The sequence below is a fragment of the Sphingobacteriales bacterium genome, assembly GCA_016700115.1.
Taxonomy (GTDB): domain Bacteria; phylum Bacteroidota; class Bacteroidia; order Chitinophagales; family UBA2359; genus UBA2359.
This window is the reverse complement of the sequence record CP064999.1, coordinates 4,856,548-4,880,808: the sequence shown is the minus strand read 5'-3', so window position 1 is coordinate 4,880,808 and position 24,261 is coordinate 4,856,548. Positions and strand designations below refer to the sequence as shown.

At 38.8% G+C, this 24,261-nt stretch carries 17 protein-coding genes; 6 read left to right on the top strand and 11 right to left on the bottom strand.

What is annotated here, in order from left to right:
- Positions 1-1,482, top strand: coding sequence for a DUF4384 domain-containing protein (locus IPM47_17430; GenBank protein ID QQS28608.1), 1,482 nt, complete (start codon positions 1-3; stop codon positions 1,480-1,482).
- Positions 1,483-1,585: 103 nt separating this feature from the next.
- The gene (locus tag IPM47_17425; GenBank protein QQS28607.1) at positions 1,586-3,460 is read left to right on the top strand and encodes an SUMF1/EgtB/PvdO family nonheme iron enzyme; all 1,875 of its coding nucleotides are present in this window, start codon (positions 1,586-1,588) and stop codon (positions 3,458-3,460) included.
- 155 nt (positions 3,461-3,615) lie between these two features.
- On the opposite strand, the gene IPM47_17420 is transcribed toward IPM47_17425, so the two are convergent.
- Together IPM47_17420 and avd are read right to left on the bottom strand one after the other, a co-directional pair.
- Positions 3,616-4,533 (bottom strand): IS982 family transposase, encoded by a 918-nt coding sequence (locus IPM47_17420; protein QQS28606.1) that lies wholly within the window; start codon positions 4,531-4,533, stop codon positions 3,616-3,618.
- A 117-nt stretch (positions 4,534-4,650) separates the two neighbouring features.
- The gene (avd, locus tag IPM47_17415; GenBank protein QQS28605.1) at positions 4,651-4,995 is read right to left on the bottom strand and encodes a diversity-generating retroelement protein Avd; all 345 of its coding nucleotides are present in this window, start codon (positions 4,993-4,995) and stop codon (positions 4,651-4,653) included.
- A 2-nt stretch (positions 4,996-4,997) separates the two neighbouring features.
- Here avd and IPM47_17410 point away from each other — a divergent pair, with 2 nt between their 5' ends.
- Both IPM47_17410 and IPM47_17405 read left to right on the top strand, forming a co-directional pair.
- Positions 4,998-6,098: a group II intron reverse transcriptase domain-containing protein gene (locus IPM47_17410; GenBank protein QQS28604.1), complete on the top strand. Its 1,101-nt coding sequence runs from the start codon at positions 4,998-5,000 to the stop codon at positions 6,096-6,098.
- Positions 6,061-6,204 carry an SUMF1/EgtB/PvdO family nonheme iron enzyme gene (locus tag IPM47_17405; GenBank protein ID QQS31517.1) on the top strand — a complete coding sequence of 48 codons (144 nt, stop codon included), beginning with the start codon at positions 6,061-6,063 and terminating at the stop codon, positions 6,202-6,204. The genes IPM47_17410 and IPM47_17405 overlap by 38 nt, the downstream gene beginning before the upstream one ends.
- 427 nt (positions 6,205-6,631) lie before the next feature.
- On the opposite strand, the gene IPM47_17400 is transcribed toward IPM47_17405, so the two are convergent.
- A complete protein-coding gene (locus tag IPM47_17400) occupies positions 6,632-6,901 on the bottom strand; it encodes a hypothetical protein (protein ID QQS28603.1) in 270 nt (89 codons plus the stop codon).
- A gap of 685 nt (positions 6,902-7,586) precedes the next feature.
- Here IPM47_17400 and IPM47_17395 point away from each other — a divergent pair.
- Complete coding sequence (locus IPM47_17395) at positions 7,587-8,984, top strand: L-serine ammonia-lyase (GenBank protein QQS28602.1); 1,398 nt, start codon at positions 7,587-7,589, stop codon at positions 8,982-8,984.
- Positions 8,985-9,039: 55 nt separating this feature from the next.
- On the opposite strand, the gene IPM47_17390 is transcribed toward IPM47_17395, so the two are convergent.
- The 4 genes from IPM47_17390 to truB all read right to left on the bottom strand — a co-directional run bounded on the left by IPM47_17390 (position 9,040) and on the right by truB (position 12,844).
- Entirely contained in the window at positions 9,040-9,234 is a 195-nt protein-coding gene (locus IPM47_17390; protein QQS28601.1) for a DUF2892 domain-containing protein, read from the bottom strand.
- Positions 9,235-9,457: 223 nt separating this feature from the next.
- On the bottom strand, positions 9,458-10,591 hold the full coding sequence (hppD, locus tag IPM47_17385) for a 4-hydroxyphenylpyruvate dioxygenase (GenBank protein ID QQS28600.1): 1,134 nt from the start codon (positions 10,589-10,591) through the stop codon (positions 9,458-9,460).
- A 45-nt stretch (positions 10,592-10,636) separates the two neighbouring features.
- Entirely contained in the window at positions 10,637-11,803 is a 1,167-nt protein-coding gene (locus IPM47_17380) for a homogentisate 1,2-dioxygenase (GenBank protein QQS28599.1), read from the bottom strand.
- Between the two features lie 312 nt (positions 11,804-12,115).
- On the bottom strand, positions 12,116-12,844 hold the full coding sequence (gene truB, locus IPM47_17375; GenBank protein ID QQS28598.1) for a tRNA pseudouridine(55) synthase TruB: 729 nt from the start codon (positions 12,842-12,844) through the stop codon (positions 12,116-12,118).
- Positions 12,845-13,335: 491 nt separating this feature from the next.
- On the opposite strand from truB, the gene IPM47_17370 reads away from it, so the two are divergent.
- Entirely contained in the window at positions 13,336-14,730 is a 1,395-nt protein-coding gene (locus IPM47_17370; GenBank protein ID QQS28597.1) for a hypothetical protein, read from the top strand.
- 9 nt (positions 14,731-14,739) lie between these two features.
- On the opposite strand, the gene IPM47_17365 is transcribed toward IPM47_17370, so the two are convergent.
- From IPM47_17365 to IPM47_17350, 4 genes are all read right to left on the bottom strand, one after another.
- Complete coding sequence (locus IPM47_17365) at positions 14,740-15,981, bottom strand: LysM peptidoglycan-binding domain-containing protein (protein QQS28596.1); 1,242 nt, start codon at positions 15,979-15,981, stop codon at positions 14,740-14,742.
- 418 nt (positions 15,982-16,399) lie between these two features.
- Positions 16,400-17,248, bottom strand: a complete 849-nt coding sequence (locus tag IPM47_17360) for a PD-(D/E)XK nuclease family transposase (GenBank protein ID QQS31516.1) — start codon at positions 17,246-17,248, stop codon at positions 16,400-16,402.
- A 969-nt stretch (positions 17,249-18,217) separates the two neighbouring features.
- Entirely contained in the window at positions 18,218-19,453 is a 1,236-nt protein-coding gene (locus tag IPM47_17355) for a geranylgeranylglycerol-phosphate geranylgeranyltransferase (GenBank protein QQS28595.1), read from the bottom strand.
- 83 nt (positions 19,454-19,536) lie between these two features.
- Positions 19,537-24,258 carry a translocation/assembly module TamB domain-containing protein gene (locus tag IPM47_17350; GenBank protein QQS28594.1) on the bottom strand — a complete coding sequence of 1,574 codons (4,722 nt, stop codon included), beginning with the start codon at positions 24,256-24,258 and terminating at the stop codon, positions 19,537-19,539.
- Between the last annotated feature and the right edge of the window lie 3 nt (positions 24,259-24,261).

The following is a 24,261-nucleotide window of genomic DNA, read 5'->3' as shown; positions in this document are numbered from 1 at the left end:
ATGCCATACAAATTTGTACATCCTTTTTTGATTTATTGTTTGATTGCCTTGTTATTTGGATGTCAAAATCCGACGACAAACAATCCAAATAATATCGGGGAACTAAACAAGGATCAATTTGCAACCGGATTTATCTTTGACGAAGAATCTGAAAAGCAAATACCCGTAGAAGCTGATTTAATCCGCAGCATCTATAAGAATAACTCCCCTGCCGAATCGGTCAAACAATGGGCACCCGTGCCCCAAAACCAAAACCCATACGGTACTTGTGTTTCTTTTAGTACAGCTTTTGCTGCCCGTACCATCTTATATGCCAGAGACAGCAGGCTGAACGACCAAGCTTCTATTACCCGTATCGCCTTCTCTCCATATTTTGTGCACGGCTTAATCAATGAAACAGATTGCAACGGAGCTGATATTTACCCTGCGCTAAATGTTTTGAAAGATATTGGAGTAACTCAATTTAAAGACTACCCTAATTGTATCAGAAGCTACTCAAAAGAAACCTATAATAAAGCGGCACCCTATCGAATCAATGATTTTGTACGGCTTTATGACCGATATGGGGAGGATCTATTTGTCAATAAAATAGATAAAGTAAAAAACGCTATTCAAAACCACTTTCCTGTTGTCATCGGCATGGCAGTGCCTCTTTCTTTTCAGCTTACTCCTTCTGATTTGTGGCAACCTTTGCCCAACGAATTTCCACCTTTTAGTTTTTCATCAGGAACCAACCTGCACGCCATGTGTATTGTGAGCTATGACGACAACAAATATGGAGGGGCTTTTGAAATTATGAACAGTTGGGGAACCCAATGGGCTAACAAAGGCTTTGTTTGGGTAAAATATTCTGATTTTGACAAATGGAGCTTTGCCGCCTACAAACTCATTACCAATATCAAACCACCTCAGCCCACACCGACCCCCAAACCCCAAGAACTTAAATTGGCAGGCAGTTTTAATATCCTGCTATCCGACAACCAAGGCAATATGCCCACTACACTTAATAGTAGCGACCAATATCCCATCTACCAAACATCAAAAGCTTATAGCAGCGGAACCCAATTTAAACTCCAAATCAATAACCAACAACCCGCCTATGTGTATGCCTTCTCCATAGACCAATCCAACCATAGTGTGGTCTGTTTTCCCTATAACAGCAATATCAGCCCTATCCTCAATAACCTAATTAATACAGTTGAAATACCTTACGCACAAAAGTACTTTACCCTCGATAACCAAACAGGTACCGACTATTTTTGCCTGCTCTATTCCAACAAATCGCTCAATATTGAAGATATTGCCCGGCAAGTGGCAAACAACCCATCCGGCAGCTTACCCCAACGCTTAAATGCCGTTTTGGGCAACGACCTCTTTAAACCTGCTAATATCAATTACCAAACAGACCGAATCGCTTTTCGTGCCGCTTCTCCCGACAACAAATCGGTTGTGCCTCTTATTATTGCCGTAAAGCATCAATAGGTGCGACTTTTATTTGCATTGTAAAACAAAAGACATGATAAAAAAAAAACAAACCGCTTAGTTCGACAGGCCAACTAACCACAAACCACTTAAAAATCTGCGTATGTTTACAAGACTACTAATTTCTTCAATATTCATTGTGTTAGTGAGTATAATGTTGGGATGCAACACCAACGGGAAAGATCCTGCGGACTCCAACGATCAAACGATAGCTCCTCCCGCACCGGATGAGCCTGTTGTTGAAAAGCGGATAGCATTGGTCATCGCTAACGCCGACTATACGGGCGAAATAAACCCCCTTCGAAACCCATTAAACGATGCGGACTCGGTAGCATCTACACTTAAAGCACTTAATTTTAGTGTTACCAAACTCACCAATCTCAAGAGAGAGCAGATGGGAAAAGCAATACAAAATTTTACCAAGAGCATAAACCAAAAGAATGTTGTTTCGTTGTTTTATTATGCAGGTCACGGTTTTGAAAAAGACGGAAAAAATTACCTAGTACCTATAGATGCCACCGACCCCGAAGACGTAAAATTTACAGGTTACGACCTTTCCCTTTTTACGGATGAAATACGTGGGGTTGAAAATTTGATCAACTTGGTTTTTTTAGATGCCTGTCGGGAAGAACTGAGCCGAGGGATTGACGGACGCGGTAGTGGCGGCGGACGTGGCTTTGGAGATCTTAATGCTACGGGCAATTTATTTATAGGATATGCGACAGCCAAAGGAGATGTTGCTGCGGATGCCACAGGCAATCAAGGAAACAGTCCTTTTACGAAAGCCTTTATCAGCAACATGCGGATTCGCGGTAGCGACATTGATGCTATATTCAAGCAGATAGTTACCCAAACTATGGAATTATCGCCCAATAGACAACGCCCTTATTCCTACAACTCTACCACCTATACCTTTGTGCCGATACCGGGTGAGCGGAACATAAGACCCCCTACATCATCAAACAAAAACAATTGCGACGAACTGATAGACGAAGCAGGGAAATTATTTACTAATGCCGAATATGGAGAAGCTAAGTCAAAATATGCGGAAGCAATGCGCAAATGTCCCGAAAAGACCTATTTGGCCGAATATATTACAATCTGCGAGCGTAATTTGAGAAATCCAACACCTTCCCCAGCCGATGCTCCAACGGTGCCTGTGCCCAGTTCCGAAGCGACTACGAAACCAGCTAAAGAAGAAAGTGTTCCATCACCCAAATCGGAAACTAAAACCAAGCCGGCCCAAAAAGAAACTGTGCCGCCCAATGGTTCCGACCCATTTTCAAAGAATATGGTCTATGTAGAAGGCGGCACTTTTAGAATGGGATGCACCCAAGAGCAAGGGGGTGTCTGTGATGATGATGAGAAACCTCCTCATGAGGTAAGGTTAAATAGTTTTTATATCAGCCGATACGAAGTAACGCAAGCCGAATGGCGGAGTATTATGGGCGCTAATCCGAGCTATAATACCGGTTGTGACAACTGCCCGGTAGAAAAAGTATCGTGGAAAATGATACAGGATTTTTTGAGCAAGCTGAATGCCCGCACGGGACAAACTTATGAGTTACCAACCGAAGCGGAATGGGAGTATGCCGCTCGCGGCGGAGGGAAAAGCCGGGGTTATAAATATTCGGGCAGCAATAATTTAGATGATGTGGCATGGTATGATGGCAACTACAAGGAAAGCAAACACGGGTCTGAAGGTACGACTCATCCAATAGGGAAAAAAGATGCGAACGAATTGGGTCTGTACGACATGAGCGGGAATGTATGGGAGTGGTGTGCCGACCGCTATGGTTCATATAGTGCCGGAACCTCTGCCAACCCCAAGGGTCCCGCTACCGGGAACACCCGAGTTGTTCGTGGCGGGTCTTGGGGTGGCAACGACTGGTACTGCCGTGTGTCCAACCGCTACGACTACAATCCTGATAATGACTACAACGTCGTTATCGGCGTTCGGGTTGTCCGGCGCTTATAGCTTTAGCACTTTTACTCTTTTACCCTGTTTTATCTTTATAGGTTTTAGCCCTTTGGGGGCTTGGGGGCGAAGCCCCCAAAATTTTTTTTTCATTCATGTTTATTTTAACGTGAGGTTGGAAATTGGAGTCTTATTTTACAAGGGATTAAGTGATATTAAGCAACAAATTGGATGGTGTTTGTGTAATTATTTTCGTTGGGGATAAAAACAGATGGTTTTTTATCTAAGTGTTGATAGGCAATTAGAGCAGCCATAAAATGTGTAGCAGCGTTTTCCGGTTTGCGATGTCTTGTGTGTTCTAAATTGCAAACTGTTTTCAGAATATCATTTACCGATTCAATCAATGCTCTTTTTTTACTGAGAGAGACATCTTTAGGCAAAGCGGGATATTGATTTTTACGGTTCTTCTTTGGTTTTAGGATAAGCTGTAAACCTTGTTTAACAAATTCGTCAAAGAGTTTGGTGTAATAGCCTTTGTCTGCTGCACATTTGCCCTGCAAGTTGCCCAACAGATAGCGCAGCAAGTTGTGGTTATTGTCTGCCACATTTCCAGCAGTAAGCGCAAACTTAACAATTTCTCCGAATTGGTTGATGACTAAATGCAACTTCAAGCCAAAGAACCAACCTGTGGAGGTCTTACCTTTGGCAGCGATGTCTTTAAACACCCGATTTTGGCTTTGACGATGTATATGGCATACCGGTAATTTGGTTGCGTCTATGAAGTAACAGCCTGTTTTGAGGGCTTTTTCACATGAACGTAACATCCAAAGCACTAATACCGGCAAGCATTTGTGTATCAATGATAAAAAGTGCTTATAGCCAGGTGCTTTCGGAAAATAATGGTTAAATTCGCCCAAAATGAGTTGTTCATAGTAGTATTGAAAAGTTTTGTAACCGGATAATTGGTAAAATACAAGAATTGTGGCTATTTCCGATGGACTTAAACCAAGCTTTCGTCCCTGAGGTTTATGACCCAAAATACAGTGTGATTGATTGCAGTTAGTATAGTCAAGCAATAAATCGTCAATCTCTATGTACAACGATACCAGTTTGTTTGTTATAACAAGAAGCATAAAGAATAGAGGGGTTGTTGGTTGGTGATTTTTTTTCCAAACTCAAAATTATATCAACCACAACCTCTTTTTTCTATTCCCCCCTATTATTTATCTAAATTTAATTCCAACCTCACGTTATTTTAGGCTTTTAATCCATCCACCGTTCATTCTGCCTATTTCTAATAATCGCTTGCTGAGTTCTCTGTAAATTCCCGAACTAAAAAGCCCCAGGTCATGTCCAAGCCTTACAAAATAGCGTGTTTTTTCCAATTGCAAGTTTATCCGATGCAGGATAGGCAGTTTGTTATTTCCGGCAGCATAATACGCATCTATCATCATTTCCAGCAAATCGCTAAGTTGGTTTTGTATTCGGTCGGCAAACACAAATTTTTGGCTTCTCGGCAATCTGTTCAAAATAGGTACAACATACTTGAGCAGGTCATATACTTTTAATACAATTGTTTCTTTATTATTCTCCATAGATGAAAACGCATAAAAATTTGTTTAATAATATTGTGTCGCATGATAATTTGCTTTTGGCAGTACACAAAGCGCAAAGACACAAGAGGTACAAGTCTGCTGTATCGCGCTTTTTGTTTAACATGGAAGCAAATATAGCTCAATTGCAAACTGAGTTAACTACAAAAACATATAGTTCGGGCAATTACACGGTTTTTTATGTACACGAGCCAAAAAAGCGGCTAATCAGTGCTTCTCCTTTTCGCGACAGGGTAGTTCATCATGCCCTTTGCAATATTATGGAACCGCTGTTTGAACGCAGTTTTATTTACGACAGTTATGCCAATCGCAAGGGCAAAGGCACACACGCTGCCATAGAGCGGTGTCAAGAATTTACACGCAGGTACAAGTATGTGTTGAAGTGTGACATTCGCAAGTTTTTCCCCAGTATAGACCATTCGTTGTTAAAGCAAGAAATAAGGCATAAAATAGCTTGTGCCAAAACCTTATGGCTGATAGACAACATCATAGACCACAGCAATGCACAAGAAGAACACATCGTTTATTTTGAAGGCGATGATTTATTTACGCCACACCTGCGAAGAAGAGGCCTGCCTATAGGAAATCTCACAAGTCAATTTTGGGCAAACGTCTATTTGAACCGTTTTGACCATTTTGTTAAACAAACGCTTCATGCGCCTGCATATATTCGCTATGTTGATGATTTTGTCATTTTTAGCAATCACAAAAATCAATTGCAACAGTTTAAACATCAAATATCCGTTTTTTTGGCAGGCTTGCGTTTGATCCTGCATCCCAACAAAACGCATATTCATAAAACAGATAGTGGCTTTCCTTTTTTGGGGTTTCGTATTTTTCCCTATTTCAGGCATGTTTTAAAAGCAAACTCAAAGCGCTACAAACGTCACTTAAGGCGAAAAATTGAAAACTATCAAGCCGGCATGTTTAGCCCTACTCAGTTAGAAAGTGCCCTAAACAGTTGGCTGGGGCATATTAGGTTTGGGCAAAGCAAACGTTTAGAATATGAAGTGTATTGGTATATCAAAGAAAAAGAGGTAACGCTATATAGACACCCGAGTTGTTCGTGGCGGGTCTTGGAATAACAACAACAGGAACTGCCGTGTGTCCAACCGCAACAACAACAATCCTGATAATGACAACAACAATATCGGATTTCGGGTTGTCCGGGGCTTATGCCGGTCAGAGTAACGGTATTTTTTTTAAACCAAAATGCCGTTAGCGTAGCCTATAAGCGCGAGCGTATATCTTGCCTGATTGTCAATTGAGCAATACAGGCAAATACATCGGCAACAAAGGCGGTTAGTAGTCGTTTGTTCGGTCGAAAGCCGCCTTTTGTTTCGTTTTGTTGCCTTCATTGGTGAAAAATCTCCAATTATTAACTTTAGATTGGGATGTGCGCAGTCCTAAATCCTATATTTTCAAAAATTTCAATTGCTTGCATCCGTCTTGCCTGCCAATTGAATGGGGCATTTATCACATAGCAGGCATAGCCAAATGAAATAGCAGGATATTGCCTACAATTTTTTAGGCATCCAAAGCTACAATACTACCAAATTTGAATAGCATGATGTTGTGGGTAGCGGTATTTGTATAGCTATGCTATCCAAATACGATCTTAAATATCGAGGTCTTTGCAAATAATCGGGATGCCTAAAACCCCGAAACTTATAAGTATGTTGTTGTCACTATCTAAGATATAGCTGAAAAGAACACAATTATGGTATTCGCAACTAAACTTGGAATAAAGCGCGCACCCTCCGATTGCACCCGCAATAGGATTAATTTCTTTGCATTTGCGGTTAATACTATCCTTATGTTTTTGCATACTTGGGTTTGTAATGAAAAGCACAAAGAGTACTGCTGCCGTAATAATACCTGTTTTCATAGCATTGTTTGATTTATGAGGTTGATGGAATTAAAGTAGGGAATGTGTCAAATGTTGTGATTAAAAACTAACCTTTCTCTATATAAAAGTCGTGAAAGTCTAACCCACCTATACAGATGAAATTTCCACCGATAACGGTGTCTTAGCCTCCTCCAAAAACCAGTTTTATTTTATCTTTAGCCGGATATAGATTAGAGGCTTCTGCAAGCCTTATGTAGCAAGGGTTTAAGAAGTAAATATGTAAGTTTTAGTGTTTTTTGGATGAAGATAGCAGCAATCAGAAGTATCGGGATACTTAGAAACAAGAAGGGTTAGCATATTTATAGCCGGTATAACATGTAGAATTTGCTCTTCGTTGAACAGGTTTTAAACCAATAAGTTCTATAAATATTTTTTCCCCTACGGGAAAATAGGACTGTTTCATTGTTATCTCTGTCTGATTTTCTTGAAAAAGTAATCATCGTTTTTAGTTCGTCTGAATTGAGTGAAGAATGGTAGAACGGTAGTTGTTTGCATTGCTGTCAGATATTTTTATAAAAGCAGACATCTGATCGAAATCGTCTGCCATAGTGAGTCGAAAAGTGATAATTTAATGCAGGTTGTCCTTTAGTATGTCACTTTAGATGTATTTTGCAGCGACAAAAGCCGAAACAATCAAGCAGCCCTAATCAATCTGCAAATTAACATGATTACCACTTCTTTTTTTGAATTGTTTAAGATAGGCCCCGGTCCTTCCAGTTCGCATACTGTCGGACCGATGAGGGCTGCCAACTCTTTCAGAAATTGGTGTTTGCAGTATTTCGAACATCAAGAAACAGACAAGTCGCATTTCAAAATAAGGGTTGAACTTTACGGAGCATTAGCAGCAACAGGGCATGGACATGGCACTCATAGAGCTGTTTTAGCCGGCTTATTTGGTCAAATTCCTCAAACAATAAACACTGACTGGTTGAGTGGTTTGCTTGAAGTACCAAACCAACTATATGAAATTGACTTTGGCGAACTAAAGATTCCGTTTTCTGAACACGATATTTATTTTGACTACACTCAAAATCCTTATCGCCATCCAAATACTCTGAAATTTGTTTTGCTAAAAAATTATTACCCTTGCAAAGAAGAAATTTACTACTCAGTAGGAGGGGGCTTTATTGAGAAAGAAGGCATAAATGAGGAGGAGAAAATGAGGCAGTCATTGCCTTATACCTACCATAATATGGACAGTTTGTTATGGGTTATGGAGCAACACAATTGCACTGTGGAGGAAGTGCTGTTTCAAAACGAAATGGCTTTGACCGGTTTGTCTAAACAAGAGGTTTTAGATCGGATTGGTCAAATAATGGACGTGATGAGAAAGAGTGTAGAAAGAGGAATAAAAAAGGAAGGCATCCTACCCGGCGGTTTAAACGTACACCGACGAGCAAAAGGGATGTTTGAAAAAGCCCTGTACCATGAAAAACATCAACATTGGGCAGAAGCACTTTTTGCCCGTCTCAATGCATACGCTCTTGCCACATCCGAAGAAAACGCAGCCGGACAAATGGTGGTTACCGCCCCAACAAACGGGGCTGCCGGTATTCTTCCCGCTTGCCTCGAATACTTGCGCCATGACTGCCAAATTCCCGAAACTGTGTTGCAACAAGGATTGCTTATTGCAGCTATGATAGGCTTCATCATCAAAGAGAATGCCTCTATTTCAGGGGCAGAATTGGGCTGTATGGCAGAAGTAGGCTCTGCTTCTTCAATGGCTGCTGCGTTGTTCAGTTATTGCAATGGAGGTGATATTCATCAAATCGGCACAGCTGCTGAAATTGCTTTAGAACATCATCTCGGAATGACCTGCGACCCGATAAAGGGCTTGGTGCAGATACCCTGCATAGAAAGAAACGCAAACGGAGCCATTAAAGCATATAATGCCTACCTCCTGGCTGCAGGTCGAACAGGCATTGGTAAACCTGTTATTTCATTTGACCAGGTTGTCGAGGTTATGCGCCAAACCGGACAAGACTTATCCCATAAGTATAAGGAAACAGCCACCGGTGGTTTAGCTACCTCTTTCGGTTGGGGCAATATGCCCGGTAGTTAGCCTTCCAAAATATACTCAACTCCAACCTATAGTAAACTTACAAACACTATCTTATCTACCCTTTCATTTGTTTGTAATGATTGATGCCCAAAAAGTGGAACAGTGGACACCAACCTAAAATAGCAAACAAAAAGAAAGGAAATCCTAACAACATCAGTTCGGGAGATTTAAATATCCCACCCATAATTACCAGCAACATCATAAGCAGGTAACGAACAGCAATATCCGCAAAATTCATATTATGCTCCATTGGAAACAAAGTTTGTGATGACTTAATCTTTTTATCTTCACAAATTTCGGTCTGTTTCCCCTGTTCATAAATGACTTGAATGGGGTGTCTTTAGTGATTTTCATCAATCGGTAAACTGACCAAAGTCATTTTACCGACTTAACAGAATTGGAGTAGTAAAACAGCAACAAAGAAGCTATAAAAATTCAGGCAGCTAATTATTTTTGATAAAATACAGGTGTGGTTAAAGCGTGCCTCTCAAGGCTTGTTCGCGCTCAATGGATTCGAACAATGCTTTAAAATTTCCTTTTCCAAAAGATTTCGCACCGCATCGTTGAATGATTTCAAAGAAAACGGTGGGGCGGTCCTGAACAGGTTTTGTAAAAAGTTGAAGCAGGTAACCTTCCTCGTCCCGGTCAACCAAAATGTTGAGTTTTTTAAGCGTTTCCATGTCTTCATTAATATGACCTACGCGCTCGACAAGATCATCATAGTAATTGTCGGGAACATACAAAAACTCAACACCACGCCGGCGCAATTCAGCAACGGTATAAATTATATTGTCTGTTGCCAAAGCAATATGCTGAACCCCCGCGCCATGGTAAAAATCAATATACTCTTCAATTTGTGATTTTTTTCTTCCATTTGCGGGTTCGTTGATCGGAAATTTGATATAACCATTACCACTGCTGACAACCTTGCTCATTAAAGCGGTATATTCTGTTGAAATATCTTTGTCATCAAAAGTTACCAGCAATTTAAAGCCCATGACATCTTCATAAAACTTCACCCATTTATTCATTTCTCCCAGTTCAACATTGCCCACACAATGATCAATATATTTTAGTCCGACAGGTTGAACAGCGAAATTTGAGCTTTTAGCCATATAGCCGGGCAAAAAAGCTCCGTGATAGTTTTTTCGTTCAATAAATTTGTGAATAGTATGCCCATAGGTGTGAATGGCAGATATCACCACTTCGCCATATTCGTCTTTAAAAACAGTGGGTTCCATGGCAGGTTTTGCGCCTCGGTTAACGGTCTGATTAAAAGAATTACGCGCATCATCCACCCATAAGGCAAGTACTTTTACACCATCTCCATGTTGCACCAAATGTTGGTTCAATGGGGACTCGGGATTTAAAGGAGTGGTCAATACCAACCTGATTTTTCCTTGTTGAAGTACATAAGAAGCCTGATCTTTAGAGCCGGTTTCCAAGCCGGAATAGGCAACCAATTCATAACCGAATGCTGCCTGATAATAATAAGCAGATTGTTTTGCGTTGCCAACATATAGTTCAATATGATCGGTGCCGTTAATAGGTAAAAAGTCGGCGACTGCCGGATGATTCTGTTCTAAACTTGTTGCTAAATTAGACATATTGATTTGGTTTAAGGTATAGAAATAGGTTTTTCATGAAAATTTTTACCCGGCATAATCTAACCAGGAAAGAAAATACTCGGGATCTTCAATCTGCAGAGCCTGTCGGGTGAGTTGAAGGGGTTTAAAGGTATCAACCATTACCGCAAGTTCCTGAGTTTCTTTTGCGCCTATACTTTTCTCGACCGTTCCCGGATGAGGGCCATGGGGAATTCCACCCGGATGAAGTGTGATTTGTCCTTTTTTTACATTTTTCCGGCTCATAAAATCCCCATCAACATAATACAGCACTTCATCAGAATCGATATTGCTGTGGTGGTAAGGTGCAGGGATGGCTAAGGGGTGATAATCGTAAAGTCGAGGAACAAAAGAACAAACTACAAAACCGCGAGACGCAAAAGTTTGGTGAATTGGTGGCGGAAGATGGACCCTTCCGGTCAATGGTTCGAAATTGTGAATAGAAAACCCAAAGGGATAACAATATCCATCCCAACCAATTACATCAAAAGGATGGAATGCATATTGATAAGGGTACATTATCCCTTCTTTTTTAATGTAAAGCTTGAAATCACCTTTTATGTCATGAGTTTCTAAATTTTGGGGCAGTTTAATATCCCTTTCACAAAAAGGTGAGTGTTCCATCAGTTGACCGAAATCGGACAAATAGCGTTTGGGGAAAACAATCGGACTAAAAGATTCTACGATAAACAACCGATTATCAGGACTATCAAAGTAAAGTTGGTAAACAGTTCCTCTTGGGATTACCAGATAATCTCCATATTCAAAATCAATATTTCCATAGCAAGTTTTTAACGTTCCAGATCCCTGATGAATAAATATCATTTCATCAGCATCTGCGTTTTTTACAAAATAACCGGCCGTTGATTCTTTTGGTGCTGCCAAACTGATATGACAATCATTATTGACCAATACCGGTATTCTACTTTTGAGATAATCATCTATTGGGGTAATATTAAATCCCTGCAGGCTTCGAGGCTGCAACTGTTTGCTCATCACTACATCAGGTGCAACCGGGACAGGTTTCCCTACATTTCTGATTACCGTTGGAGGATGACAATGATACAACAAAGAATAAGCATCTGAAAACCCTTCTGTACTAAACAATTCTTCGGCATACAAACTTCCATTTGGTTTGCGGAATTGGGTATGTCGTTTTGGGGGTATTTGGCCTAATCTGTGGTAATGAGGCATATTATTTGTTTTTGGTCAGTTGTATAAAAATGGTAAAGTTTTTCTGTAGCAGAGAATAAGGTGAAACCATATTGATAAACAGGCTTACAAAGATACAAAAATGTGGAAAATGATAGAAAATCTATTAGTATTCTATTCTTTTTAAATCTCTTATGGGATAAAGTAAAGAAGCCCTCAAAGCAAATGACTCCTTGAGGGCTTGAAAAACTTACGACGAAAAACAATGGCTCTAATCAGGAGCTATGTTTTAATAAACATCAATTGCCAAGATATTGTTGGCAGGATGATCATAATCTTAACAAGAACAGTTTTTTATTTTTGAAATTCGATATTTGCCTGAGGTTTTGACTTATAAGGAGCAATTGCCTTTACCAGGCTTTCTAACTCCCAGGCATCTTTCAGGTTAAAATTCCCGATTTTTGTCCTGCAAAGTGCTGACAAGTATGCACCATTTTGCAGCAATTTTCCAAAGTCTGAGGCTATTGAGCGGATATAAGTTCCTTTACTGCATTTAATCCTTACCTCAATCAATGGCAAATTGATATTGGTCAGTTCCAGTTCGTGTACAGTAATCGGACGTTTTTCCACAGCAATCTCTTGTCCCTTGCGCGCTTTGAGATACAAGGGGGAGCCATTAACTTTCACTGCCGAAAACATAGGCGGAGTTTGCAAATAGCTTCCGGTCAATGCCTGAGCTGTTTTAAACAAATCCTCTTCTTTGATATGACTTATATCATAAAAACGGTCGGGTTCATGTTCAGTATCGAAGGATGGTGTTGTCGCCCCAAGAAAAAAAGTGCCGGTATATTCTTTATCCATCCCCATAAATTCTTCAATTCTACGGGTGGCATTTCTGCCGATACAAATAATTAACAAGCCGGTAGCCATTGGATCGAGGGTACCTGCATGGCCAATTTTTTTTACTCCGCAAGCATATCTCAATTTATTCACCACATCAAATGAAGTCCATTTCAAAGGCTTATTCACTAAGACGACTTCTCCATCCTCAAAATTAAAATCTTGTTTTTTTTCTGAAATCATTTCAACTAATATGGGTTTGTAAAATTGCCGATTTTTTAATTAAGAGTTTGTAATTTGCAATCGGTAATTAAAAGATGCAAAAAACAATTCAACTTTAACAAAGCTATATGGGCATCAGGTTTTTTAGAATTGCTTATTTGCTTTCTATGTTTTTCTTTACCGGTTTAACCATTGCCATTACGGTATTTCTATGGTCTTATAATTATGACAATTTTACCCTTTTAATTGTAAAAAGTGCCAACAAGCCGGAAATTTTAGAATTGGTGAAAAACCGTTTTTTTTCGCTAAATAAATTCCTTTTTACTCGTTACTTGTTTGTTTTATTGTCTATTTTTTGGATTCTGCTGTTGCCCTTTTTGATAAAAAAGTCCAAAGATGTTTCAGTGTGTTTAAACAGAATATTCGAAGAATTCCTGCAGTTATTAAAACTTTGGTGGTTTTTGATAAAGGGAGAAACAAAAATTCAGCAAGTTTTTAGCAGTTTTTTGTTTTTGTCTCTATTAATTAAAACAAGTTATTATTTACAATATCCGGTGCAATACGATGAAGCATGGACCTATAATTACTTTGTTTCTAATAACCTGTTGGTTGCTTTCTCGGTTTACAACAATCACCCTTTATTTGTTGTATTGGCTAATCTGTTTAGTTTTCTTCCTTTTCCGGTCAGTGTAAATCTCAGGTTGCCTGTTATCATATTTGGCTTTTTAGCGGTATTCGCATTTTTTGCTTTCTTGCGCAGGTTGTTTTCTTTTTGGATGTCAATCAGCGGGGCATATTTTTTCGCTTTTTCAGGACCTGTTACTTTTTATATGTTGTATGCGAGAGGATATATCCTACTTACCTTTTTTGTCATAGTGTCCTCTTATTCGCTATTCAGGTGGTTGATAAATTCTGATCCAACAACAATAACCAACCCTAAAAAGTGGCGGATTATCTTAATTCTTTCCTGTATCGCCGGATTTTATGCTATGCCTACTTTTATTTATCATTTCGCGGTGATATTTTTGTTTGGATCGGCAGTTTTGATTTTCAATAAGCACTTTAAACTTTTTTGGGAACTCTGTAAATCAACCGGTTTAATTTTTTTGGGAGTAGTGCTCGTTTATACACCTATGTTATTAGGTACAGGAATAGGTTTGGGGTTTCAGGTGGCAACAGAATTCAATTCTATTGATTGGGTTTGGAAACATTTCCCAAAATACATCAACCGTTCTTGGTATTTTTTAACCGGAACCGCTATTCATTCAGGGATACTCCTTTTTTTTTCCTTATTGATATTTTGGGTATATCGCAATGCCAACAAGTATCAACGTCAATGGACCTGGTTTTCTTTGATGTCCATTTCAACCATTATTATTGCTTTTTTACTACAGAGAGTTTATGTTCCTGAGCGTATATGGACTTACAATTTTGTGTTTATCTCTTTTTTGTTCGTCTTAGTAATACAAAATGTATATGAAAAATTGTCCTGGGTTAAGTTTCGACAATTTGTTGTTGGAGGGTTTGTTTTTTTGGCTGTAAGTACAAATCTATATTTAGCCCACCAAAATGATTTTATAAACTGGAGCTATCAACGGGACTCCAATAGTGAGAAAATAGCACGGCTATTTATGAACCACAACGTTGAGCTTTATTATTTTAACTTAGACTACTATAAACCACTGATCGAATTCCATTATAAATCTAATGGCAGATTGGTAAAACAGATAAGCGGAAATCCTCAAAGTGTTGATTATCAGCCTTTTGATATACATCAAAACTATGACGCAATTTTATGGGACAATTGCTTTGCCCTACCTGAAGGGTTGAATGATTTATATCTCCTGCAATTTTCTGACGATGAAATAACGGTTTGGCTCAGAAAAGAACAGAAAGTCAAAGATTAAAACAGTTAATTATTTGGGTAAATAATAACGGGATTCAACCATGAGTTTGTCATTCAGAATGTTCAATCTTTTTGCAGCACTATGTGTCATGCTCAGTAAAACATTGTCGTTTTGAGGCAAATCCGGCAACTTTTCAACAACCATCAAATAAGCCGATCTTCGGTTAATCGGGTTCGTTACTTTTACAATTGTTTTAGGAGGTGCGTTTTTATGCAGACAATACATATTGTCAGTACCTGAAGTTGTACCACTGTCATCAAACCAAACTGCAGCACCAATATCCTTTTTTAACTGATAAAGGTTCATGGTGTCGAGTTCGTAAGAAAGATAGGTTTTTTGAAAAGCCGTCATATTAGCCGCATCGGCATTAGATTTGCCTATTTCCGCTAATTCAAGCATAGAAAGCGCTTCGTTGGTGGGCATTATCCATTCAATAATAATTTCCTGTCCGGTCTTTATGCTATTATCAGGCAGGTTGTTCCAGTTAACGATGGTTGTAATTTCCTGATTATATTGTTTTGCAATGCTATACAGGGTTTCTTTTTCCTTTACTTTATGTTTAACCGGTTTAAGCTTAGAATATATACCAGATTTAGCAGTTCCTGTTGTGACTTTTGATTCTTTAGTGCTTTTGTCAACGGTTTTTGTTGTTTTTACATTATTGCCATTAGAAGAAGTAGAAGTGTTCGTATTCGCTTCTGTAATGGTAGCAGAATAGGTATCAATTAGTTGAACCGGTTCTTCAACTCCTCTGAAAATAGGGTCTTCTTTTACAAACAAAGGTTGAACCGGAATGGTAACTTCGCTATCTGCAAAATTTAAAGGAGTGGCATAAACGATGGGTTCAGATGATGACAAATTTTCGGAGGGTTTGGAGATAATTTCTGAAACCACATCTGAAATAGGGTCTTCGTGCAAAACAGGTTTATTCATAGGCAATAAATTTTCGCCTGCATTGGCAACCACATCATCATTCAGATAAACCACTGTTTGAGTGTTTGATTTTGAGGGATCACCGGTATCTACCCATTTTTTCATGGGTAGAATAATGACTTCCCCCACATTCAGTTGTTCGTTCTTAATTCTGGGGTTATGTTGTTTGATAGACTCAATATTAACTCCGTAAACAGAAGACAATTTGTATAAACTATCTCCGGGTTTTACCGTATATTGTATGTAAGAAACAGGTTGAGCAGAAAGCATCAAACTTGTACTGCATAAAACAACAAATATCAAGATAAGATTTCTCATTTTTTATAGGCTTTAATTGTAAAATTTAGGATGATAAAAACAAACTCCGTAGAAATTAGTTTAATGAATAACAAAATTAAAAAACAATTTACTTATTAGTATCTAATTTGCTAAAAAAAATGTTTTTATTGCTCAATTTCGTAGCTTTTTTATAAAAACAGCAAATTTATTTTTCAAATTTACTTAGATAATACTATATTACTATCTAAGTCAGAGATACTGATCGAAAAGAGTAGTTTTGTGTTTCGTCATGCGCATTGATCACTGTACTCATCAGCAAAGGGTGCGAAACTGCGCATGATTGACTTGTAACCTTCCAATTCTTCTGCCAACTCAATGTCGTTGTTTTGGATATAGTTCTAATGGCAGTGAAGATAAATCTTAGTATTGGCGCAGGCAAACCAAAGCCAATAAATTATTATATCTCGTTGATAATTCTGCTCACCTCTACTTCTGATAAACCGGTTAGTTTTGCCAATGTTTTTATGTCAACACCGGCAACTGAACCATTTTTAATGACCTCTCTTAAACCTTCTACCTTTCCTTCCTCAAATGCGGTGTCCAACGAGTTCTTTAAATCGCGGTAATACTTCAGACTGTCTTCATACGATAGCAACTCCTCTCTGCTGAACTTTGCTACTTCCGCAACCTCAAACAGGCGTTCAAATATCCGCTCCCGCAAACGATCAGGTATCCGCTCCAACCGGTTCAGGTTTTTCAGCACATATAGCCACTTTTCAAACCGGGTGCTTAATTCTTCTACTCCCTTTGTGAACTTTGGCATCTCTAAGTAGATAAAAGTCAACTTGTCGTAGAATACTTTGCAGGTGTCTATGTCGGTCAGCTTTACATCGTATCTGTATTTGTTTTGCTCTGCCTTGTCTTCATCAAAGACAAAATCAAGGATGGCTACCGTGTAAACTGCTTTCAGTTCATAGTTCCAGTCTGCCCGCTTTGCCTGCTCTTGAATAGGAAAAGTAGCATAATACAAAGTGCGGTCTTTGAAAAAGTTTTGCTTGGATTTTTGCAACTCAACGATGAATTTTTCGCCTCGCTCATTTTCGCAATAGAGGTCAAAAATAGCTCTGCGGTCTGTATCACCTGCACCGAGGTGTTCGGTTTTTAGGTAGATGAGTTCCTTAATTTCGCCTTCCTGTTCGCGCAGTAATTCATTGAGAAAATCCAATAACAAGTCTTTGTTGGGTTCTTCCCCAAACAATTTCTTGAAACCGAAGTCGGTAAAAGGGTTGACGTATTTTTCTCTGATCACACTCTATGAGTTTTAGTTGCCTGACAAAGGTACATTATTTTGAAACAGAGGGTGCGAAACTGGGTATGATTGACGTTTAGCCCCCCATTCTTCTGCCAACTCAATGAGGTTTTTTTGGCAGTTATTTTTCTCCACCCTGTATGCTTCTTCAAAGTAAGGGCTTTGTTTTTGGATGGGCAAGCCTTGGATACCCTAAATCCCCTGCATTGACTCTTTCCTGGATTCGTGTTGGAATAATGGGATTGCCATAGACAAGGTTCATCAATCCAAAATAAGAGAATGGTCTGAATAAAATAGACCAACCTTTAACATTGGCTTCCTTTCGTCAAAAAAGCAGGGGGGTATTTAGAACAAAGACTGACCTTGTTTTCATTTTGCACCGCTACACTCAAAAAACCACCAAAACCCTTAATTTTTTTAAACAAAAAAATTGCAACTTTATAAGAGAAAAAAGCAATTTAAAAAGAGGAAAATTATAATTTCAAAGAAGAATGAAGTAAGAAATGAACCATTTCTTGTTTGTTTTACTTTCAAAAAGTCAATTTTCCTTTTTAAGATTAACATTTAAAGGAGTTCAATTGCAATTTTTATCCTTTCAATTGCAATTTTTATCCTTTCAATTGCAATTTTTGCCTTCTAAATTATTAATTTGTTCCATGAAATTGCAATTTTTTTCATTTCTGAAATAAGATTTGGTTCAAATCCAACTTCATTTTTTGATAAAATGTCAATTTTATTCGGTTTTGAAACTAATTTTACCCTCAAATTCAACACAATTTTCAGCAAAATTTAAGCAAGGCTGTTAAAATTGCTGTTCGTGGTAGCCCAATTTTGATTTACGCCCCCCCTTAAGTTGAAGTTGGGAGGGTTAATATTAGAGGAAGGCTATTTTAGTTAAATGGTTTTGCTCCCATCATGAATCAACCTTTTCAGATACTGTAAAAGAAAGCATCTTACCTCTGCTTCTTATTTCAGCAAATCGTCTCCGATAGTCTTTAAAGTATTTTTTTTCGGTTCAACCGGGACCGAAGCAGTATCAGGACGGGTTAATCCTGTTTTAGTGTCAATAATATATTTAATAGTATCCGGAAGGTTTGCTTCGGCAGTATCCACAGTTAATATATTAGTGGTATCAGGTTCAAAGGTAATGCTTTCTATTCCCGGAGGGAGGGTTGTTTGAGGTGGAATAAACTGCATACCGGCACGGAGATAGGGAAGATACAATAGGCCTGCAAGCATCACCAACTTGACAATTTTGCTGATATGCGAAAAATCATGTTTCTGTGAGGCTTTATACAGTTTGTATGTAATATAGATTAAAGGCAACTGAATCAGAATAAGGGTTGCTATTGCTACCGGTATTTGACCGGCGAGCATTTGACTTATTTGAAACTTGGCGATGAAATTGACGGTAATCAAAGTTAATCCTGCGGCAAGCAATTTGGTAAAAGCTACTCCTGCGACCAAAGGCAGGGTTCTGTATCCTGCTTCTTCATCCCCCTCTAAATCTTCCATGACTTTAGCAAGCTCACGGATTAAGTTCAGAATAAAAGCAAACCCGGCATAACCCGCCACATAAGTTAAAATGGTGTCTAAAAGTTCGCGATTAGTATAATTGTTCAGTTCGGGGGCTGTTACTAAAAATCCGGTGACAGATTCAAACAAAGATTTAAAAATCACCTTGATTTTAATGCCCGTATAGGTAAGCAATTCCAAATCAAAAAGCGCAACACAAAAAATACTAAGTGCAACTAAAGCCGAGATAATCAGATTGCCGATAAATGGTTTTCGTTTTAAGGAGGTTGCGTAAAACCAGAGAAGAGCTGCCGTAATCAAATGCACAAATATTAACCGTATGTTGCCGACTTGCCAGGCTAAAACACCACCTAAAATTATTCCTGCAGAATTGCAAACATGGTAATAAAGCATTGCCTTGTCCGGACTGATTGCCTTACCGATTAAAGCCTTCTCCGGTTTATTGATTCTGTCTGCTTCAATATCAAAATAATCATTGATGATATATCCGGCAGCAGCAATCAGCATGACAGAAAGGATTAGGAGCAAAAACCCGACGGTATGGAGGCTGGGCGTATATCCTGCCATGACAAACAGGGGGTCAATCAATAAAAACCTGAGTGCGCAAAGGGTTAAAAAGATATAGATCAGGTTTGATGTCCTGATTAGTGCAAAAAAAGTATTCATAAGCTAAATTCCGGTTAGTTCACCGGACTTATTGGGTAAAAAAAATACAGTTGGAAAAAAGGATAACGATTAAGAGGGCAAAATTACTTTTTTTGCTTTTTAAACAACTCTTTAAATTTGCCGAATTTTTTTTTGTATGAAATACCGATGCCGGTAGTTGGGCGATATAATTGGGAAAGTTGGTGATAGCGGTCTTTTCTAAATACCCTTCCTTTAACTTTACCGTCTTTGGTGATTTTATATTCTATTGCAACATCCGGTGCAAGACCGGAGTTATTCTGCTGTTGGTCATCAAGTGCTACTGTTCCTCCAATCTGAACAGTAATTCGTTCATTAAACAGGCTTTGAGATACGCCATATTGAAGCTCCCTGTTCCGGTCATCGCCCGTACCATCAGCTTCAACATTGACCATAATTTCCATTCCTTTTACGTATTTACCGGCCATGTTGTTGAGTTGGTCAGAAACCATTTTGCTCAAACTGGAATAAATCATGCTTTCTGCATCAGGAGTTGCCAGAGTTGGCGCACCTCCTGCAGGTATAAAACGGTTAAACATAATTAACCCAAAGCTTTGTTTGTTGAGTTCAGTTTCATTTTCTCTGATTTGAGCCAATTTGCGCTCTAAAAGCGGGTTAGGTTCATCCTGCAGTTTTGGCAGCAAAATATTAAATGTCAGTTTAGGAGCAGCAATTGTCCCTTTGATATTTAGTGCAACCTGTACCGGTTGCCGCCGTTTTAGTTTACTGATTTCCTCTTCGGACAATTGGTCTGAAAACTCAGATACCATTTCATAAACAGAAGTTTGTGGTTCATAAATTGCAGTGATGTTAAATCTCGAATCCATTGGGTCTCCGGCAAAGTTGAGTGTGCTGCCCTTTTCGATCTCAAACCTGCGTTTTATCACATCCTGAAGAGTCATCTGATAGGAGCCATTTTGAATGGTATAATCTCCTGCTACTACCAAATTTCCTGTTTCATTGGTATCTACTGTGATATCTCCATCTCCGGAACACGTTATTTGATCGCCTGCAGCCGGATCCATGATAATATTTATCCGGGCTTCATTTGTAGCAGTTAGTTTCAGGGTCAGGTCGTACTTAAAAGGTGGTTTTAATGAAACCGGTTGAGCCGTTTGCGCTTCTTCTGCTGATTTTTGCATTTCAGCATCAATTTCTGGATCCTGACTTCCGAAAACCACCAATTCTGATTTTTTAATTTCAGTAGTTGATTCGGGCACGGTCATATACAAGTCCGTATGATTTCCGGTTTCAAAAAACACTTTGATATCCGGTTGCTTTTCTGTTCCGCTAACTTTAACTTCGAGATTTCCGTTTAACACTCCATAAACAGGCATGCCCTCAACTGCTGATTTTGTGTTCATTAATTGAAGGTTTTTGCCGTTGGCCTGAAAGTTAATCCCAATGTCTTCAAAATTTTTATGCAAAAACTGCCCATGAAGGGAAAGCTTTCCGCCTGCCTGATCTGTAATGACGGCAGGTTTGAGGGTGATGGCGTTTTGTTCGAATTCTAATTTTAATGCTTCCAAACTATAGGAAGAATTGGTCATGTCCACTTTTACCGTACTATTGTTTAACTCAAGACCACCTTTTAATTCCGGTGCATCAGTGCTGCCTTTTATTTGTAAGTTTCCTGATAAATACCCTTTCAAATCAGAGGCTGTTCCCTGAACAAATTGTTCTAAAGAACTCAAATCAAAACTTTTAACAAAAAGGTTAAAATCAAGTGCTTTTTCAGGTTGGTTGAGATTATAATTGCCTCGAACGCTTCCTTCCAACATGCCGTCAGATACAGCAAAATCAACCGGAATTTTTCCACTTTGATTATAAGCAGTGGTTAATTCAGCTTTATTCAACTGAATACCTGAAAATAAGAGATCAGTGAATTGAAAACCTGCGGTTGCACTCAAATTTCCCATCGGTTCTGCAATTTCAATATCCCCGGTCAAACGTCCTGACAAATTTAAGGAATCAAGGGAAGCTAATTGTGCCAGATCATTTATTTCAAAATCGGTGATTTTGATTAGTAAAGGCGACATCACATCTCCCGCTTCCTTGTTGCTGATAGTGATTTGACCATTTCCGTAACCAAGTTTGAACCGGTTGACTAAAATTCCTTTGGGTTGAATACGGACTAAATTCCCTTTTTGTATTTCCCAAAGGTGGTTATTTAAAATTAACGCTTCGTCTAACAATTCAATAACGAACTCGTCTTTTTCCAAAGCCACCAAAAAATCTGAAAGCGACAAAGCAGTTGTAGTTTCATCGGACATAACCCTGACCCCCAACAACAAACTATCATTGGCAATATTTGTAGCCAAAGTTATTTCGGGCAATATAGTAGTTGTTGTATCAGATTTTATGTGAAGATTGTTTAAAATTAATTGTGAAGTAATTCTATTGTTTTGGTTGTTTAAATCCAGATTTACTTGCTCAATCTTATAGTTTTCATATTCAACATAGTCAATGTCTGTGGTCAACGAAATTTTATTGTCCACTTCGTCAAAATTGCCTTTTATCAAACAAGAATCTAATCTTTTTAATCCGGGCACAAACATATTTTGTAACAAATCTACTTGTTTGGTTTTCAGGCTGAATTCGATTTGTTGCAGGGGTATTAGCTTTGAAACGGTATCGGGGAAAATCTGATAATACCGGTTCAAACAACGGAAAAGTCCGGAAGCAACTTGCGTGGGTTTAAAATTGCCCTGAACCTGTAAATCGGCAATATCGCTGATCAGGTTTATGAATGTATTGGCTTCATTTGACTGGTCAATGTCAATTTTCAGGGAGTTTAAAACTTCTATGGTTTCATTTTTTATAAACCCGGCATCTGAAACAGACAGGGTTCCGGATATGTTGTCCGTATGATTTCCGGAAAGTTTTGCATTCAGATTACCACGAAAAGCATAGTCCCACTGGTACAACCCAAGTGCAGAAGTATTCAGGTGTTTGATGTTTGCGGAGGTATTCAGTTCTGGCATATCTGTCCGAAGGTTGACGAATGTTTTTATTTCAGCCGCAGCGTTTTTATCGCCAAGAAAAAGGGAGGTCTCTATGATGTTTTGATTGAAAACAAAATCAGCATTTGTTTTTTGGTAATTGTATCCCATCAGGCTTGCCTCATCAATATTTAGGTTGGCAGTTCCAAACAAAGTTGCTAATTCCGTACCCTCAAGGTCAAAAATCGTTTGTAGTGTCAGTTTGCCAATGATTGAGTCGAATCCTGCTATTTTTCCTGCTTCAAATTCTTTCAAAGAAATCTGTCCTTTATATCGTGGAATATTTTCCATCCATAAGGTCGTTTCTGTATCAGCCTGACCGGCTTCTGAACTCAGATGCAGATTTGCAGCGATTTTGGTCATGCCGCCCTGAATGTTTCCGCTCAAAGAAAACTCCCCCAAAGGGTTAAGTTGTTCAGGAATCAAAGAAGGGTCAACCAAGGTTTGCAAATCAGCCGCAGAGCTGATTACTTTTAATCCCTTTGCAAAAAAATTGAGTTGTGCTGTGTTTGTAGGATGTTTCAAATGCAGTTGGTCTATATCCATTCGATTGTTACCGCATTGAAATGCAAACTCATTCAACATCAAGTCGTCTAAGGTTCCGTGGAGAATAAGCGATGTATTAAATGTTTGGTTATGAGATTGGATATAGCTGATTTTGTCAATTTCCGGATAAAAGAAACGCAAGTCATTTGTGTTCAGTGTTAACTGAGGCAAATCAAGGCTGATGTCAACCAAATCAGGGGAGGAAGTAAAAGCTTCTGTATCAGGATAAACAAGTGTTAAACCAGCTCTGATTTCGGACTGGGGAGTTTCAAAATAAAAATCATTCAATCCCAAACCTGTTGGTTGATATTGAACCTGAGCAGACAGGTTTTTGCAAACAAACCCCGAATGTTCTGAAAAAGCAAAGTTGTTCATCGCAAAACTTAGAGTATCTGCTGTAAAGTAAAGGTCTTTTACATTTCCGTTAAAATCGTTTAGGTGAATTCTTGCAAAATCAATCCCTTCATGGTCGGAAGCGTTTTGGGTATTATCTTCATAAGATAAACAAATAGATTCCAGATCCGTATTTTTGACGAATAACTGAATTTCGGCTTTGTTTTCTGAAGCATCAGTTGCCGGTTGAGTTCTTGCGGGCAATTTTGCAAGGGTAAGGCTGTCCGGCTGATGAATCGCTACCTGAATTTCGGCATCATCCAACAAAAGATTTTTCAGTGCGAAATGCGACTGGTTAAGGTCTATATCTTCGAATGCAACTGACAGCCGTTTTAAGGTCGTGCTAAGCTGTTGGCCTCCGGGAATATCGTTATAACTGACCCTTGTATTGGTAAGGTTAAGTTTGTTCAGATGAAGCCAAACAGGAAGTGTATCGTTGTAGGTTTGAGAACTTGATGTTGATTCACCGGACAAAAAGAAATCATAGTTAAATGCTGTTTCCGATTTATTCCGGTAAATATTCAGATAGCTGTCGCTTAAACTCAATTCGTCAATAACGATTTGTTTTTTCAACAAACTCCACAAAGGAATATGCAAATCGAGATGCCTGATATAAACTAAAGTATCTGACTGCTGATCGGACAGGTATAGTTGATCTATCTCGATACGGTTAAAGAAACGAATATTTATTTTACCAACGGTGGCTTCGATACCGTAAGTCTCACCAATGGCGGTTAAAGCTTTTCTGATTAAAAAGGTTTGTGTTGCAGGACGGTTGATTTGCCATAGAAATACCACAACTGCAAGCACTAAGGCAACCAAAATGCTGATGGTAATTTTTTTCAATGG